Source organism: Serratia sp. P2ACOL2 (genome assembly GCF_003691565.1).
Lineage (GTDB): Bacteria > Pseudomonadota > Gammaproteobacteria > Enterobacterales > Enterobacteriaceae > Serratia > Serratia liquefaciens.
Window position 1 is genome coordinate 2651926 of the sequence record NZ_CP033162.1, and the last position, 16548, is coordinate 2668473.

At 56.0% G+C, this 16548-nt stretch carries 10 protein-coding genes and 2 pseudogenes; 4 read left to right on the forward strand and 8 right to left on the reverse strand.

What is annotated here, in order from left to right:
• Positions 1–3 precede the first annotated feature (3 nt).
• Positions 4–1050, forward strand: coding sequence for an aldo/keto reductase (locus tag EBA31_RS12955; RefSeq protein WP_122079381.1), 1047 nt, complete (start codon positions 4–6; stop codon positions 1048–1050).
• Positions 1047–2497, forward strand: a pseudogene (locus tag EBA31_RS12960) (NAD-dependent succinate-semialdehyde dehydrogenase). Before EBA31_RS12955 ends, EBA31_RS12960 begins: the two are co-directional and overlap by 4 nt.
• On the opposite strand, the gene EBA31_RS12965 reads toward EBA31_RS12960, so the two are convergent.
• The 3 genes from EBA31_RS12965 to EBA31_RS12975 all read right to left on the reverse strand — a co-directional run bounded on the left by EBA31_RS12965 (position 2469) and on the right by EBA31_RS12975 (position 5766).
• Positions 2469–3434 (reverse strand): helix-turn-helix domain-containing GNAT family N-acetyltransferase, encoded by a 966-nt coding sequence (locus tag EBA31_RS12965; RefSeq protein WP_122080624.1) that lies wholly within the window; start codon positions 3432–3434, stop codon positions 2469–2471. The pseudogene EBA31_RS12960 and the gene EBA31_RS12965 overlap by 29 nt on opposite strands.
• Before the next feature lie 112 nt (positions 3435–3546).
• Complete coding sequence (locus tag EBA31_RS12970) at positions 3547–4176, reverse strand: transcriptional regulator (RefSeq protein WP_122079382.1); 630 nt, start codon at positions 4174–4176, stop codon at positions 3547–3549.
• A gap of 132 nt (positions 4177–4308) precedes the next feature.
• Positions 4309–5766, reverse strand: coding sequence for an amino acid permease (locus EBA31_RS12975; RefSeq protein WP_122079383.1), 1458 nt, complete (start codon positions 5764–5766; stop codon positions 4309–4311).
• Positions 5767–6381: 615 nt separating this feature from the next.
• Between EBA31_RS12975 and EBA31_RS12980 the strand changes: the two are divergent.
• Positions 6382–7655 (forward strand): annotated as a pseudogene (locus EBA31_RS12980) (Glu/Leu/Phe/Val dehydrogenase).
• A 56-nt stretch (positions 7656–7711) separates the two neighbouring features.
• Here the strand turns inward: EBA31_RS12980 and EBA31_RS12985 are convergent.
• Positions 7712–9250: a long-chain fatty acid--CoA ligase gene (locus EBA31_RS12985; RefSeq protein ID WP_122079384.1), complete on the reverse strand. Its 1539-nt coding sequence runs from the start codon at positions 9248–9250 to the stop codon at positions 7712–7714.
• 196 nt (positions 9251–9446) lie between these two features.
• Between EBA31_RS12985 and EBA31_RS12990 the strand changes: the two genes are divergently transcribed.
• On the forward strand, positions 9447–10016 hold the full coding sequence (locus EBA31_RS12990; RefSeq protein WP_122079385.1) for a DJ-1/PfpI family protein: 570 nt from the start codon (positions 9447–9449) through the stop codon (positions 10014–10016).
• 90 nt (positions 10017–10106) lie between these two features.
• On the opposite strand, the gene EBA31_RS12995 is transcribed toward EBA31_RS12990, so the two are convergent.
• The 4 genes from EBA31_RS12995 to EBA31_RS13010 form a co-directional block, all read right to left on the reverse strand.
• Positions 10107–10484: a DUF1493 family protein gene (locus tag EBA31_RS12995; RefSeq protein WP_020826946.1), complete on the reverse strand. Its 378-nt coding sequence runs from the start codon at positions 10482–10484 to the stop codon at positions 10107–10109.
• A 182-nt stretch (positions 10485–10666) separates the two neighbouring features.
• Positions 10667–12121, reverse strand: coding sequence for an efflux transporter outer membrane subunit (locus tag EBA31_RS13000; RefSeq protein WP_122079386.1), 1455 nt, complete (start codon positions 12119–12121; stop codon positions 10667–10669).
• Between the two features lies 1 nt (position 12122).
• Positions 12123–15275: an efflux RND transporter permease subunit gene (locus tag EBA31_RS13005; RefSeq protein ID WP_122079387.1), complete on the reverse strand. Its 3153-nt coding sequence runs from the start codon at positions 15273–15275 to the stop codon at positions 12123–12125.
• Positions 15276–15277: 2 nt separating this feature from the next.
• The gene (locus EBA31_RS13010) at positions 15278–16420 is read right to left on the reverse strand and encodes an efflux RND transporter periplasmic adaptor subunit (RefSeq protein ID WP_122079388.1); all 1143 of its coding nucleotides are present in this window, start codon (positions 16418–16420) and stop codon (positions 15278–15280) included.
• Between the last annotated feature and the right edge of the window lie 128 nt (positions 16421–16548).

Here is a 16548-nt window from a genome sequence, read left to right on the forward strand (position 1 = left end):
GCCATGGATTACATCAATCTTGGTCAGTGCGGACTGAAAGTTTCCCGCTTGTGTCTCGGCACCATGAACATGGGCAGCAAACAGTGGAAACCCTGGATTTTTGACGAACAGCAAAGCGAGCCGCTGATACGCCACGCGCTCGAATGCGGGATCAACTTCATTGATCTGGCGGATTTTTACTCCAGCGGCGCAGGCGAGGAAGTGGTTGGCCGCATCATTGCGCGCGTGGCTCAGCGCGACGAGCTGGTGTTGACCACCAAGGTCGGGTACCCGCTTGGCGGCGGCACCAATAATCAGGGGCATTCCCGCAAGCACATCATGACCAGTATTGACGCCAGCCTGCGTCGCCTGGGCACCGATTATGTCGATATTTACATGCTGCACTACTTTGACGTGAACACCCCCATCGAAGAAACCTGGTCGGCGATGAACGATATCGTCCGTTCAGGCAAAGCGCGGTATGTCGGCGTCTCAACCATGTATGCCTGGCAATTGGCGAAAATCCTGTGGATGTGCGAGCGGCAGGGGTTCGTCAAACCCATCAACATGCAATTGCAGCTCAACTGCGCCTACCGCGAAGAAGAGCGCGAGATGATCCCCTTGTGCCGCGATCAAGGTTTGGGCATTTCGGTGTTCAGCCCGCTGGCGCGCGGTTTGCTCAGTTGCGATTTCAACTCGGTGCGAAACCAAACGGATTTCTTCACTCAGGAGATGTATGCCGATGCGGCTTCGCGCAATGTCGCACACTCCGTCAGCCAGGTGGCGACGCTGCGCGGTCTTCCGCCGGCGCAAATTGCTCAGGCCTGGGTGCTGGGTCACCCGGGAGTGGACTGCATGCTGGTCGGCGCCGACACGGTGCAACAGATAGACAGCGCTGTCAGTGCCTTATCAACCCCGCTTAGCGAAGATGAACGTTATGAGCTGGAACGCCACTACACCCCCTGCGATGTGATTAACGATTACACCGCAGGCAAACGCATTGCACGTGAGAGCCGCCCAACCCGCGGCCTGTTTACCCTGGACAATACCGACACAAGGAACATTGCATGACCTCCTATTCCTCCCTGTTACGCAACGGCTGGTATTGCGACGGCCAATGGCGCAGCGCACCAAGGCGCTATCCCGTAAACAACCCCGCCAGCGGCGAAACGCTGGCCGATGTCGCCTTTGCGGGTGCCGCAGAAACCGAAGCGGCAATTGCGGCAGCCTCAGCCGCGCTACCCGCCTGGCGCGCCTTGCCGGCAAAAGCGCGATCGCAGATCCTGCAGCGCTGGTTTCAACTGATCGTGGCGCATCAGGCCCCGTTGGCGGAACTGATGGTGGCAGAACAAGGCAAGGTATTGAGCGAAGCCCTGGGCGAAGTGGTCTATGCCGCCAGCTTTATTGAATGGTTTGCCGAGCAGGCCAAGCGCGCCTGCGGTCACACCATTCCTGCCACCCAAGCCGGCAACCAAATCCTGACCTTCAAACAGCCGGTTGGCGTCATTGCCGCCATCACGCCGTGGAATTTCCCATTGGCAATGCTGACGCGCAAGCTCGGCCCTGCGCTGGCGGCCGGGTGTACCGCCGTGATCAAACCGGCCAATGAGACCCCGCTTTCCGCCTTTGCGCTGATCGTGCTGGCGGAACAGGCCGGCGTTCCCCCCGGAGTGATTAACGCCGTCTCCGGCGACACCCCGGCGATTGGCACCTCACTGATGGCCAGTTCACAGGTGCGCAAGGTCTCCTTTACCGGCTCGACCCCAGTGGGGAAACTGCTGATGCGTCAGGCGGCGGATACGGTGAAAAAACTGTCGCTGGAACTGGGGGGAACGCCCCTTTTATCGTGTTTGACGATGCCGACCTGACTGCGGCAGTGGCGGGTGCGATGGCGGCTAAATTCCGCAACAGTGGCCAAACCTGCGTGTGCGTGAACCGCTTCTATATTCAGGACGGCGTTTACGATCGTTTTATCCAGTTATTGACCGAGGCCACCCGGGCGTTGAAAGTGGCCCCCGGCATGACGCCCGGAGCCCAGCAAGGGCCGTTAATCCATCTGAAAGCGGTAGAAAAAGTGGAGGCTCACCTGCAGGATGCGTTAAGCCAGGGGGCGCGGCTGATGTGCGGGGGCGAGCGCCATCCGCTCGGAGGAACCTTCTTCCAACCCACGGTATTGGCCGACGCTAATGAACAGATGCGGTTGGCGCATGAAGAAACTTTCGGGCCGCTGGCAGCCTGCTTCCGTTTCCATACCGAAGAGGAAGTGATTCGCCGGGCTAACGACACGCCTTTCGGATTGGCCGCCTACCTCTACACTCGCGATCTGGCGCGTGCATTCCGTGTCACGCGCCAGTTGGAAAGCGGTATGGTGGGCATCAATGAGGGCATTATCTCGACTGAAGTGGCGCCCTTTGGCGGTGTCAAAGAGTCTGGCCTGGGCCGTGAGGGCGCGGATGTGGGGCTCGAGGAGTATCTCGAGACCCAGTATGTCAATTTGGGGCAACTGGGCGGCGAATAAATAGCTGTTCGGTCATCAATTGCCCCCACTGTGTGCCCGGCTGCTCTTCTGCAAGCACGAAACCGACGCTTTCATAAAGATGCCGGGCCGCATCCAGCCCTTTGAAGGTCCACAGATGGGTTTCGTCAAAGGCATGCTCATCGCAAAAACTGACCGCCCGGTTCAGCAACTGGCGGCCAATACCTCTGCCACGCAGGCTGTCATCGATAATAAATGCGCGCAAGTGAGCACGGTTGTCCCCCAAGCTTTCGCCATCAATCGAAACAGAGCCGACAATGCGATCGCCCTTCAGCGCGGACCAGGTCTGGTTTAATGGATTCGACAAACGCCCGGCCAGATCGGCCAATGCCGCGCCCACCGTAGCTTCGAAGAAGGCGCCGAAACCCACGGTGCGGGAATAGTATTGCATGTGCATTTCCAGCGTTCTGGCAGTAAACCCCGGCAAATAGCCGCTGACAATCTCGATGGGCGCTGCAGCAACCGGCGTTTCTCCCAGGCGATGTGCTCGCAACGCTGTGGCATAGCTCTGCAGCCCATTGGCGATGCTGACGCTGGCGTCTGCCGGCAACTGCTCCAGCGCGGTAAGCACCTGGCGATCGGCAAAACGATTGATGCCCGCCAGGGTGTCTCGTCCTTGCGCCGTCAGCCGCAGGATCTTCTCTCTGGCATCTCGCGGGCTGGCCTGCGTTTCCAACTCCCCGGCTTTGATCAGCTTGTTCAACATGCGGCTGACGCTGGATTTCTCCAGGTTAAGTACGTTGCAAAGCTCGGCGGCGGTATCAACCTGGCGATCGCCTATTTCAATCAACGCATGCACCGCCGATGGCGGCAGTTCGGTTCCTGCCAGGGTATTGCCCATAAAGCCGAGCTCACGCACCAAATGGCGCGACGCATCCCTGATCGGGTGTAAATACGGACTTGGTTGGGTGATTGACATGATCGGCACTCTGATATAGTTGTATAGTGCAACCATATCAGAGTTATTCAGCAGTGCAAAGGGGCATGAGTCTTACAGGACAGCGGCCCGTCATCAGGCACGCTCAGGTTTTTTAGGCGCTCTCGCCCTTTTTTAACTCTTTCAGGTATTTGTAAACCGTGGCGCGGCCGAGGGATAACACGTTGGCGATATAGTCGGCGGCGCTTTTGGCTTTAAACGCCCCTTCGTTATACAGGTCAATCACCAACTGCTTTTTCTGTTCACGGGTCAAAGAACCCAATGAAGCGTTTTGCTGGCGGATCCACTCGTGCAGGAAGGTATTGATCTTCTCCTGCCAGTCGTCTTTGAATAACTGCTGTGGCTGAGGCTGCAAACGGGTGACCGACAGGAACATATCCAGCGCATTTCTGGCGTCTTCAAATGTCGCGGTGCTCAAATTAATGCACAGCAGGTAGCGGGGAACGCCCTGCTCGTCTTTCGCGGCAATGCTCACCGAACGCATTTTCTTGCCGTCCCAGTTGAGTTTCTCGTACGGCCCGGTCACCTGACCTTCGCTGTCGATGTCAAAATCCTCCAAACCGGCATCGTCACCCGGTTTGCGTTTCGACAGATTATTGGCGAGGTACGCCACCTTATTGGTAGAGAGATCGTGTATCACCACTTCCACATTGGGAAAAAACAGCGCTGCAATGCCGTCGGCAACCGACTGCAATAATTCTAATTGGGACGTGGTTTTCAGCACTCTGCTGTTACTCCATAGCGATAAGGCATGATGATATTGGCCAGTTTTCATCATTGGGTCAGCCGCTTAGCATACCTCAGTTGCCCCGCAATGCCGAGCGGGAGAACGGCTAACCGCCCTCCCGAGACTGGCTTATTCCGCCTCGCGATGGCTTTGGTAAAACACATAGCCTTCCTGAGCCACGCTGTCTTTGATTCTAAAGCGCCAAACGATTGCCAGGGTGATAAACCACAGCGGCATGCTGCACAACGCTATCAGGGTATCGCGATCAAAGATCATCAGCACCAACGTGAAGGCAAAGAACGCCAATGTCAGCCAGGTCATTATCACCCCACCCGGCATTTTGAACAGCGAACGTGCATGCAGGTCGGGCCGCTGTTTGCGGTAAACCAGATAGGCCGCCAGGATCATGCCCCAGCTGTAAACCACCAGTATCGCCGCCACGGTAGACACGATAGTAAATAGCGTCATGACGTTCGGCATCAGGATCAGCAACATCGTCCCCACTACCATGCAAAAGCACGAGAACATCAGGCTGCGGATCGGAATGGCGGTAGTGCGCGAAAGTATCTTGAACTGCCCATGGGCATGCTTCTCCATCGACAAGCCATACAGCATACGGGTACTGGAATAGACGCCACTGTTGGCTGAGGACATCGCCGAAGTCAGCGCCACAAAGTTGATGACCGCAGCGGCAGCGGGCAATCCCGCCTGATCGAACAGCATCACAAACGGGCTGCTGTCCGGTGAAATATGGCTCCATGAGGTTACGGCGATGATCGCCAGCATGGAAAACACATAAAAGATGATGATCCGCACCGGGATAACGTTAATCGCCTTCGGCAGTACCTTGTGTGGATCCTTGGTTTCAGCCGACATGGTGCCCAACAGCTCAATACCGGTGCAGGAAAAGATGGCGATCTGGAAGCCGGCAAAGAAACCAAGAATGCCGTGCGGCATGAAAATAGCAGGATCGGTGATGTTGTTCACCGAGGCTTTAACCCCGTCCGGCGAAGTCCAGCCAATAAACACCATCCAGGCCCCGGTGACGATCAGCGCGATAATGGCGATCACCTTGATGATGGCAAACCAAAACTCCGCTTCGCCAAACATCTTCACCGACAGCATATTGAACAGGCACAACAGCCCTAAGGTCAGTAAAGCCGGTAGCCAGGGCGAAACCTCGGGGTACCAGTACTGTATGTAGCCGCCGCAGACCACCACGTCGGCAATGCACGTCACCACCCAGCTCAGCCAATAGGACCACCCCAGAAAGAAGCTGGCTTTCGGCCCCAGGTATTCGGAAACGAAATCGGCAAACGAGCGGTAGCCGAGCTTGGTCAGCAACAGCTCCCCCATCGCTCGCATCACCATAAACATAAAGAAGCCGACAATCACATAGGTCAACACAATAGAGGTGCCGGAAAGCGCGATGGTTTTACCCGATCCCATAAATAAGCCAGTCCCAATGGCGCCGCCGATGGAAATCAGTTGAATATGGCGCTCGCTGAGTCCGCGTTGCAATGTTTGGGCGCAGTCGTGCCCCTCGGTTGAAGAAGCCTTCAACCGATGTTGCTTACTTTTTGTCATGGTGTTACCTGTCCGTCATTAAGGCGATTAAGCAGCGGACAGCCGCTGCTGCAGGAGTGAAACGCATTGCGCGTTGTACCGGCAAAAAAATTCAGGCAAAACGATACCGTCCCCTTGTTAAAGGGAAGTTAAAAAATGTACGCATCAGAAAACGGCTGTTCGAGCTGCGCGCTAGCCCACATTTAGCATGCGAAGCATGAGCGTGGAGGGTGATTCATTTATTATCAGTCGGTTATGATTATTTTTGTTCAAGAATAAAACGCTGACAACGTCGATTTAACATGAATTTAACTCTGGCGTCAGGAAACGGCATTGTCAACACGACACTTAAATAAAATGAAACTTTTTGATCACATTCAAGCTTCTGAAAAATAGATAAAAACGGGTTTTATGCATTTTTTATGCATAAACCATGAGTAGCTCCCGCAACCACCGTACAAAAGTAATTAACTATTCATTTTTACGCCGCCAAACCGGCTTGAAAGCGGCCTGTGGCCCGATGAGTGGGGGCTAACAAGCCGCGTTTTTAATGGTAAATTTAGCGTCGCAAAAGTGTTATGCACTTAGTAATCCACGGTTAAACAAAATAAATACCTATATATAAAAAGGTTGGTTATGGAAAAGCTATCCTACGCTTCAGAAAGCAGCACAACGGCCTGGGCCACCTATCTGCAACAAATCGACCGCGTTGCACCTTATCTCGGTGAGCTGTCGCGTTGGGTTGATACCCTGCGTCACCCTAAGCGTGCGCTGATCGTTGATATTCCTCTGCAGATGGACGACGGTTCAATCCGCCACTTCGAAGGTTTCCGCGTTCAGCACAACCTGTCGCGCGGCCCGGGTAAAGGCGGCATCCGTTACCACCCAGATGTTGATCTCGATGAGGTTATGGCGCTGTCAGCCTGGATGACCATCAAATGTGCGGCAGTCAACCTGCCTTACGGTGGCGCCAAGGGGGGATCCGCGTCGATCCTTTCAAACTGTCTGAAGGCGAGCTGGAAAGATTGACCCGCCGCTACACCAGCGAAATCGGCTTTATCATCGGGCCACAGAAAGATATTCCCGCACCGGACGTCGGCACCAACTCTAAAGTGATGGCCTGGATGATGGATACCTACTCCATGAACCACGGCACTACCATCACCGGCGTTGTCACCGGTAAGCCTATCCACCTGGGCGGCTCTCTGGGCCGTGAAAAAGCGACCGGCCGTGGCGTGTTCGTGACCGGTTGTGAAGTGGCCAAACGTTTGGGCGTACAGCTTGAAGGTGCCAAAGTGGCGGTACAGGGCTTTGGTAACGTGGGCAGCGAAGCGGCTCGTCTGTTCGTCGGCATCGGCGCACGCGTAGTCGTGATCCAGGACCACTCAGCGACCCTGTCCAACCCAGACGGCATCGACCTGAACGCATTGACCGAATGGCAAGCCAAGAACAAGCAGATCGCTGGCTTCCCTGGCGCTAAAGAAATCGAAAGCGAAGCTTTCTGGTCCGTCGACATGGACATCCTGATCCCAGCCGCCCTGGAAGGTCAGATCACCCGTCAACGTGCAGAAATCCTCAGCGCCAAGCTGGTACTGGAAGGGGCAAACGGCCCAACCTACCCAGATGCGGACGACGTTCTGCGTTCACGCAACATCACCGTAGTGCCTGACGTTATCTGTAACGCCGGCGGCGTGACCGTCAGTTACTTCGAGTGGGTGCAGGACATGGCCAGCTACTTCTGGAGCGAAAGCGAAATCAACGAGCGTATGGACAAGATCATGACCGACGCTATGGTTCACGTTTGGAACAAGTCCGAAGAGAAGAAATGCAGCCTGCGCACCGCGGCCTATATCGTCGCCTGTGAGCGTATCCTGACCGCACGTAAAGAGCGTGGCATTTACCCAGGTTAATGCGTTATCCATCCCGGCTTGCACTGCAGGCCGGGATCATTTCAAAATATCCCCTTCTAACGCAGCAACCTTTTCAACACCTTTCCGGTGCTGGTCATCGGTAACCGCTCGACAAACTCCACGATACGCGGGTATTTAAACGCCGCCAGTTGCTCTTTGGTCCAGGTAATCAAGGCTTCTTCCGTTACCGCCTCGTCCAGATCTTTCAACACCACCACCGCTTTAATTTCCTCTCCCAGCGATGGATGCGGCACCCCGATCACCGCCACCAATGAAACCGCAGGGTGGCGAATCATCAGTTCCTCCACTTCACGCGGATAAACGTTAAACCCGCCCCGGATAATTACGTCTTTCGACCTGTCGACAATAAAATAAAAACCGTCGGCGTCGCACCGTGCCAGATCGCCGGTTCTAAACCAGCCGTTTTCCAGAACCTCGGCCGTGGCCTCCGGGCGATTAAGATAACCTTTCATCACGTTGTGACCGCGCACCGCTAACTCACCGACCTGATCGATCTCCGTTATCGTTTTGCCGGTAACATCAACCAACCGGACTTCAACGCCCCAGATCGGTTGGCCGATAGATCCCACTTTGTTGACGCGTCCTGGGTGATTGAAGGTAGCGACCGGGCTGGTTTCCGACAGCCCGTACCCCTCCAGAATGTTAACGCCGAAACGACGGGCAAAATCTTCAATGATTTGCACCGGCAAACTGGCCCCGCCGGAGACCGCCATGCGTAAATTTTTGCGCAACAGCGACAGATCTACGCTGTCGTCCAGCGCATTCAGCAGTGCCCAATACATGGTAGGTACGCCGGCGAAAAAAGTGATGGCGTGCTTTTGCATCAGCGAGATAGCCAGCTTTGCATCAAAACGGGGCACCAGCACCAGCGTTGCTCCCAAGGCGAAGCCGGCATTCATCTGGACGGTTGAGCCGAAAGTATGGAACAGCGGCAGCGTTACCAAATGGCGATCGGGGCGTTCAACCGAGCTATTGAATAACTGCACCGAACCCAGCGCATTCAGCACCAGGTTGGAATGGGTCAACTCCGCCCCTTTGGCACGGCCGGTGGTTCCGCTGGTGTAGAGGATCACTGCGGTGTCGGACTCTAGGGTGCTGGCGCTGTCAAAATCGGTAGGTTGCTGGCGAATGGCCTGGCTGAAGCGGTCACCGCTCAGCGGCAGGCTGTCACCGATAATAATAAAGTCGCGGCACGATTGCATGGCATCGAACGCGATTTTTGCCTCTTCTCCCAAGGTTAATCCATGGCCCCCTTCGAAACAAAAGAAGGCCACCGCCTGCGAATCCTGCAGGTAGTATTCAAACTCCCCCGCCTTCAACAAGATATTCAACGGCACCACCACCGCACCCGCTTTGAGAATGCCGAAGTAAATCGCCGGAAACTCCCAACGGTTTGGGCAGGCCAACGCCACCCGCTCCCCCGGTTTTACGCCCCGAATCCTCAGCAGATGGGCAACCTGATTGGCGAGCTGATCGAGTTCGCCATAGCTAAGCTGGAATTCGTCCTGAACCAGCGCCAGACGATCGGCAAAAGTACGCGCACTCTCTTCAAGCAATGTGGACAAATTAAGCATATGGGGGTCTCATGAGCAGAAACCGGGAAGCCCGGTGAGTCGATAATTGAGATACTGCGCCACCTCATTGAGGTTGATCTCCCTGAACCGCCTCCGGCGGTAAAATCAGTATAGATGCACCTACGCCAGAAGCAGGTTCGCGTCCTACACACCGGTAGGCTATATATTAGGGATTATTCCTCCCGGAGATCCCCGTATGAGCAAGAAAAAGATCCTGATGCTGGTTGGTGATTATGCTGAAGATTATGAAACCATGGTGCCCTTTCAGGCATTGCAGATGATTGGCCATCAGGTGGATGCCGTCTGCCCGGACAAGGCCAAGGGGGATTACATCATGACGGCAATCCATGATTTCGACGGCGCGCAGACCTACAGTGAAAAACCTGGCCACCGTTTCACCCTGAATGCCGACTTTGCCGCGGCAAAAGAAGAAGACTACGACGCGCTGTTGATCCCCGGCGGCAGAGCGCCCGAGTATCTGCGTCTGAACCCGCAGGTGATCAAGCTGGTGCAGGCTTTTGACGCCGCACGCAAACCCATCGCCGCGGTGTGTCACGGCCCGCAGCTGTTGGCCGCCGCCGGGGTGTTGAAAGGCAGAACCTGCAGCGCCTATCCGGCCTGCGCCCCGGAAGTGCAGCTGGCCGGTGGCCACTTTGCGGATATCGGTATCGATCAGGCCCATGTTGACGGCAATCTGGTGACCGCCCCAGCCTGGCCGGCGCATCCGCAATGGCTGGCGGAATTTGCCGAGTTACTGGCACAATAACTCCGTTAAAAGGCCCACAATTTCTTTGCGGGCCTGAAACTGCATTCGGCGCGATGAGTTAACTCATCCAATATTGGGAATATCGCGATATCATTTTAATTGTTCAATCAGAAAGTGGATGTCGTAAAGCCAGCGTTTGGCCCGTGCGGATCGCACCAGCATATAAACATACAATGGCCGGATCCTTTCCATTTCAAGATCCCAGTGATTCGCGCGACGATTTGATGAGGAGAACAATAACGCCGACTTTGACTCCTGACGAAAATACAGCTCATGATTGTAATTGCTGCTGTCGATGAGAAAGGCGTCGAAATAGCCACGCATCAGCGTTTCCGACATTGGCAAGGAGAGGTGCAGCTCTTTGTTTATTTCCGTATTGAGAGTAACGGCAACCCCCTTTTTAAGCAGGCTGGGCGAATTATAGCGATCAATCACTGAAATGACCTGTTGCTGAATATCACTTTCCATTTCAACCTCAATATATTTGGCCGCGGGGATGATGCGATATTATTCAGACCCTGCTGATTGTGGCGAGTTCTCCATCGTCTGGTCATTTTCCCTTTCTTTACACTTCCACCACAGAATGAATATAAAAAAACGCAGCGCGCTATCATCACACTGCGTTATTTAATTATTGCCTGGGCTAAATCTTATTGGGTTAAAGATCTATTGTTGGCAACCACGCCATCGCCCTGCTTTTCTGCCGCGATACCCCCACCCAGCACTTTATACAGAGTAATCAGGTTCTGATATTCGGTTTGGCGAGCAGCAATCAGCGACTGCTGGGCGGTATATAGCGTTCGCTGCGCGTCCAACATCACCAGATAGGTATCCACGCCATGGCGGTAGCGCAGCTCCGCCAGGCGATAATATTCCTGCGAGGCCGCCACATAGCCGGTTTGCGCCGCTAACTGTTCCTGAATTGTGCCCTTGCGTGCCAACGCATCGGCCGTTTCCTGGAATGCCGTCTGCACCGCTTTTTCATAGGTGGCGACGTAGAGGTCTTTCTGCGCCTTGGTGTAATTCAACTGCGCCGTATTATAGCCACCGGTAAAGATCGGCAGGCTGATGCTCGGTGCGAACGACCAAACGCCCGCCCCCTGACTAAACAGGGATGACAGTTCTCCACTGCCCACTCCGCCGCTGGCGGTCAGGCTGATAGACGGGAAGAACGCCGCTCGGGCGGAACCGATATTGGCATTGGCAGCCTTCAGGTTATGCTCGGCCTCCAGCACGTCCGGACGGTTCAGCAGCACCTGCGACGACACATTGCCCGGTATATCTTTCATGATGCCAGACAACGCTTCGATCCCATCAGGCAATAGGCTCTCCGGCACGCTTTGCCCGACCACCAGATCCAGCGCGTTTTTCGCCTGCGCCGCGCTGGTGGTGTAGCTGGCCACGTCCGAACGCGCCTGCTGATAGACCGTCTCGGCCGACGCCACGTCAACCATCGACAAAATACCGTTTTGCTGATTCTTGCGCGTTACCGCCAACGACTGTTTGGCACTTTCCATGGTGCCTTTGGCGGCGGCCAGATTGCTGCGTGCGGCCGCCACATTTACCCAGTCGGTCACGGTGTCGGCAATCAGTGCCAAACGGGTACTTTTCGCCGCTTCGGACTCCGCCAAATAGCTCTCGAATTTAGCGCGAGTCAGGCTGCGATTTTTGCCAAACAGATCCAGCTCGAAAGAACTGGTGCTTGCCGTCGCTTCGTAACTTTGGCTGATCGCCGTGGCATTGCCATTACCGGTCAATGCCCGGCCACGACTGCCGTCCACTCCGGCATTGATGGTAGGAAACAGATCGGCACGTTGCTCACCGTAGAGCGCCCGGGCAGATTCGATGTTGGCAATGGCCTCGCGCAAATCGCGACTGCTGCTCAGCCCCATCTCCACCACCTGCCGTAACCGGCTATCGACCACATAGTCACGCCATGGGATGTCCGGATAGCTTAATGACAATTTACCCGAGGGCGCAGTATAAGCTGCCCCTTGCGGCAGCGTTGAGGGCACCGGTGCCTGCGGGCGTTGATAATCCGGATCCAGCGAGATACACCCCGCCAGCACCAGCGGAAAGGTCAAAGTGATTAAACGTTGCAGCACGTTATTCTCCTGCCTGCGGCGCAGTGTTTTCTGTTGGTTTGGCGGAGGTTGTTTTGCGTGAAAACATCCGGCGTACCAATACGTAGAACAAAGGAACGAAGAAGATTGCCAGTAATGTCGCCGTAATGGTGCCGCCGATGATCCCGGTACCTATGGCGATCCGGCTGTTGGCCCCGGCGCCGCTGGAAACCGCCAAGGGCAATACGCCGGCGCTGAATGCCAGAGAGGTCATCAGAATAGGACGCAGGCGCATACGGGAAGCCTCAACGGCGGCGGCGATCAAGGCTTCGCCGCGCTGGTAATTTTCTTCGGCGAATTCAACGATCAGAATGGCGTTCTTGGCCGACAGGCCGATGATGGTTAATAGCGCCACCTGGAAATAAATGTCGTTTTCCAGCCCGCGCAGCGTGATGGCCAACAGGGATCCCACCACGCCCATCGGCACCACCATCATCACGGCAAACGGGATTGACCAGCTCTCATACAGCGCCGCCAGGCACAGGAACACCACTACCAACGAAATGGCATACAACGATGCCGCCTGCCCGCTGGTCAGGCGTTCCTGATATGACAACCCGCTCCAGGAGAAGCTGCTGGCGGAAGAGAACTGTGATGCCAGTTTTTCCATCTCGTCCATTGCCGTGCCTGAACTGGTACCGGGCGCGCCCTCGCCGGTGATTTCAAACGAGGACAGTCCGTTATAACGCGACAGGTTTTCCGGCCCGTAAATCCAATGTGAAGAGGCAAAGGCAGAGAACGGCGTCATGCTGGTCGTGCTGCTGGAGGTGCCGCGAACAAACCACTTATCGAGATCCTCCGGCTTTGACCGATACTCGACGTCACCCTGCATATAGACCTTTTTCACCCGGTTACGGTCGATAAAGTCGTTGATGTAGGTGCTGCCGAACGCGCTGGTGAGCGTACTGCTGACGTCGCCGGCGCTCAGGCCCAGCGCCTGCAGTTTGTCGTTGTCGATGTCTACCTGCAGCTGTGGCGTATCCGGCAGGGTGTTGGCGCGCACCGCGCTCAGACTCGGGTTTTTCCCGGCGGCGGCGATGATCTGGTCACGCATCACTTGCAACTCCGCACGAGTGGTCGCCCCTTTAGCCTGCAGTTCGAAGGTGAAACCGTCGGACTGGCCGAAACCGTCGATCGCCGGTGGGCTCATCGAGAACACCTGGGCATCGCGAATAGTGGCAAAGTGCGCCATTGCGCGTTTGGCAATGGCATCGGCGGTGTTGGCACTGCCGGGCCGCTGGCTCCAGTCCTTGAGACTGACGAAGGCCATACCGGCGTTTTGCCCGCTGCCGCTGAAACCAAAACCGTTGATGGTGAAAATGGTGCTGACGTTGGCCTTCTCGTCGGTGAGGAAGTAATCTTTTACCGCGTCGCTGACCGCCGATGTCCTGGCATCGGTCGCGCCGGCAGGCAAGGTGTATTGCACCATCACCACGCCCTGATCTTCATTGGGCAAGAAGCCGGTCGGCAGCCGCATATACATCACGGCGGCGGCGATCAATAACAGACCATACAGGAGCAGATAGCGCATTGGGCTGTGTATCACCCGGGCGACCTTATCGGCGTATTTCTCCTGCAGACGGTTATAGCCACGGTTAAATTTACCCAGCAGGCCCTTATCGGTCAGATCGTCATGAGCTGGTTTGAGCAAAGTGGCACACAATGCCGGTGCCAGCGTCAGCGCCAGGATCACCGACAGCACCATCGACGCCACGATGGTAACGGAGAACTGACGGTAGATAACCCCGGTGGAGCCGCCAAAGAACGCCATCGGCAGGAACACCGCCGACAGCACCATGGCGATACCGACCAGAGCCCCGGTGATCTCCTTCATCGATTTTTCCGTCGCCTCACGCGGCGGCAGCTTCTCTTCCCGCATCACGCGCTCGACGTTTTCCACCACCACAATGGCATCATCCACCAATAGACCGATCGCCAGCACCATGCCAAACAGCGTCAGGGTATTGATCGAATAGCCGAAGGCGGCGAGCACGCCAAAGGTGCCCAACAGTACCACCGGCACGGTAATGGTCGGGATCAGCGTAGTACGCAGGTTTTGCAGGAACACAAACATCACGATCACCACCAACACCACCGCTTCGATCAGCGTTTTCACCACTTCTTCGATCGAGATATTAATAAAATCGGTGCTGTCTTTCGGGTAGGCCACCTTGTAACCGTCGGGCATCGAAGTCTGGTATTCCGCCACCTTGGCTTTGACCAGCTTGGCGGTATTGAGCGCATTGGCACCGGCGGCCAGTTTGACCGCGATGCCTGAGGCTGGATGCCCATTCAAACGGGCACTGGAGGAGTAATCCTCGTTACCCAATTCCACCCGCGCCACGTCGCCCAGGCGCACCAGTGCGCCGCTGCTGTCACTCTTGAGAATGATGTTGCGGAACTGCTCCGGCGTTTGCAGGCGAGACTGTGCCTTTACCGTGGCGGTCAGTTGCTGATCGGCACCGGACGGCAAGTCGCCGACCTTACCGGCAGAAACCTGGGTGTTTTGCGCTTCTATCGCCGTTGACACGTCGGAAGGCATCAGTGAAAAGGACGCCAGCTTGGTCGGGTCAAGCCAGATGCGCATGGCGTATTCCGATCCGAATACCTGCACATCGCCAACCCCTTCGATGCGCGACAGCGGATCCTGAATGTTGCTCACCAGATAGTCGGAAATGTCCGCCATGCTGGCCTTGTCGGTTTCGTCATACAGACCGACGATCAGCAAGAAGCTGCTCTGAGATTTTTTGACCGTAACCCCTTGCGCGGTGACCTCGGTAGGCAAACGGCTTTCCGCCTGCTGCACCTTGTTTTGCACCTGCACCTGCGCGATATCCGGATCGGTACCCTGGTCGAAGGTCACGTTAATGCTCACGGAACCGTCGGAGCTGCTGGTGGCTGAAAAGTAAAGCAGCCCGTCCAGCCCGGTAAGTTGTTGTTCGATGACCTGTGTCACGCTGTTTTCCAGCGTCTCGGCATCGGCGCCCGGATAGGTGGCGGAGATGGATATCTGTGGCGGGGAGACGTCAGGATATTGCGAAATGGGCAGCGAGTTGATCGACATCAGCCCACACAGCATGATGATGATCGCAATCACCCAGGCGAAAACCGGTCGCCGAATAAAGAACTGCGCCATGGTTACTGCTCCCCGCCGTTAGCCGTCGGTTGTTTCACATCAACCGCTTTGACCTCAACGCCCGCAGCCACCTTATTGGTGCCTTCAACGATCAGACGGTCACCGGCATTCAGGCCCTTGCTGACCAGCCAGTTGCTGCCGATAACCTGCTCGGTAATGACCGTGCGTTGCTCCACTTTGTTTTGCGCGTTAACAACCAGCGCCGTGGCTTCGCCCTTGGCGTTACGGGTGATCCCCTGCTGAGGCGCCAAAATCCCCTTGGGATCGACGCCGTTGTCTACCGTGGCGTGAACATACATGCCGGGCAGCAATTCGTGCTCGGGATTAGGGAACACCGCACGCAGGGTGACGGAGCCGGTCGACTCGTCTACCGCCACTTCCGTCAGCTCCAGTTTACCGGGGTGGGTATATGGCGTGCCGTCCTCGAGTTTGATAGCTACCGGCGTGACATCGTCACGTTTCAGCGATGCCTGCTGTCTACGCAGTTTGAGCAATTGACTGCTGGACTGAGTGAGATCGACATAAATCGGATCGAGCGCGCGAATGGTCGCCAGGGCGTCGGTCTGACTGGCGGTCACCAAAGCACCCGGCGTAACGGAGGAAATGCCGATACGGCCGGAGATAGGCGCGCGCACCTGAGTGTACGCGAGATTGATTTTGGCCGACTCCAAAGAGGCCTGATACTGTGCGACGGCGGCAACCGCCTCCAGATAGGTTGCCATGGCATCATCCGCATCCTGTTTGGAAACGCCATTCTCTTTTACCAGTGCGGCGTAACGCTGTGCCTTCAGGCGGCTGGACTTCACGGTGGCCTCAGCGCTTTTCAACTGAGCGGCAGCCTGATCGTAGCTGGCCTGATAGGTTGCGGGGTCGATCTGATACAGCACCTGCCCGGCCTTGACCTCGGCACCTTCGGTAAACAGGCGTTTTTTGATAATGCCGTCCACCTGAGGACGAACGTCCGAGGTCATGGTGGCGTTCACGCGGCCGGTCAAATCGCTGCTCAGCGTTACCGGTTGAGCCTGCAGCGTCGCGACACCCACTTCTTGCACGCTACCGGCGCCGGCGGGTGCTCCACCGCTCTGGCCATCACAAGCGGCCAGCAATAACGACAGGCTGACAAGTAAAACCTTTTTCCTTTGCATCGACTATCCATCCTATTGAGAACGTTTATTCTCAATATATAGAAAGCGCCGTTTTTAGTCTGACAGGGTTGCGTAAGGATTGCGTAAAATTGCATCGCAGAGCATGAGGAGAACCGGTGCGCGCCTGC

What these genes read in the sequence shown, in the direction of transcription:
- EBA31_RS12955 (WP_122079381.1), top strand. Translation starts at nt 4, where the DNA reads ATGGATTACATCAATCTTGGTCAGTGCGGACTGAAAGTTTCCCGCTTG.
- EBA31_RS12965 (WP_122080624.1), bottom strand. Translation starts at nt 3,434, where the DNA reads ATGTCAATCACCCAACCAAGTCCGTATTTACACCCGATCAGGGATGCG.
- EBA31_RS12975 (WP_122079383.1), bottom strand. Translation starts at nt 5,766, where the DNA reads ATGACAAAAAGTAAGCAACATCGGTTGAAGGCTTCTTCAACCGAGGGG.
- EBA31_RS12985 (WP_122079384.1), bottom strand. Translation starts at nt 9,250, where the DNA reads ATGCTTAATTTGTCCACATTGCTTGAAGAGAGTGCGCGTACTTTTGCC.
- EBA31_RS12990 (WP_122079385.1), top strand. Translation starts at nt 9,447, where the DNA reads ATGAGCAAGAAAAAGATCCTGATGCTGGTTGGTGATTATGCTGAAGAT.
- EBA31_RS12995 (WP_020826946.1), bottom strand. Translation starts at nt 10,484, where the DNA reads ATGGAAAGTGATATTCAGCAACAGGTCATTTCAGTGATTGATCGCTAT.
- EBA31_RS13005 (WP_122079387.1), bottom strand. Translation starts at nt 15,275, where the DNA reads ATGGCGCAGTTCTTTATTCGGCGACCGGTTTTCGCCTGGGTGATTGCG.
- EBA31_RS13010 (WP_122079388.1), bottom strand. Translation starts at nt 16,420, where the DNA reads ATGCAAAGGAAAAAGGTTTTACTTGTCAGCCTGTCGTTATTGCTGGCC.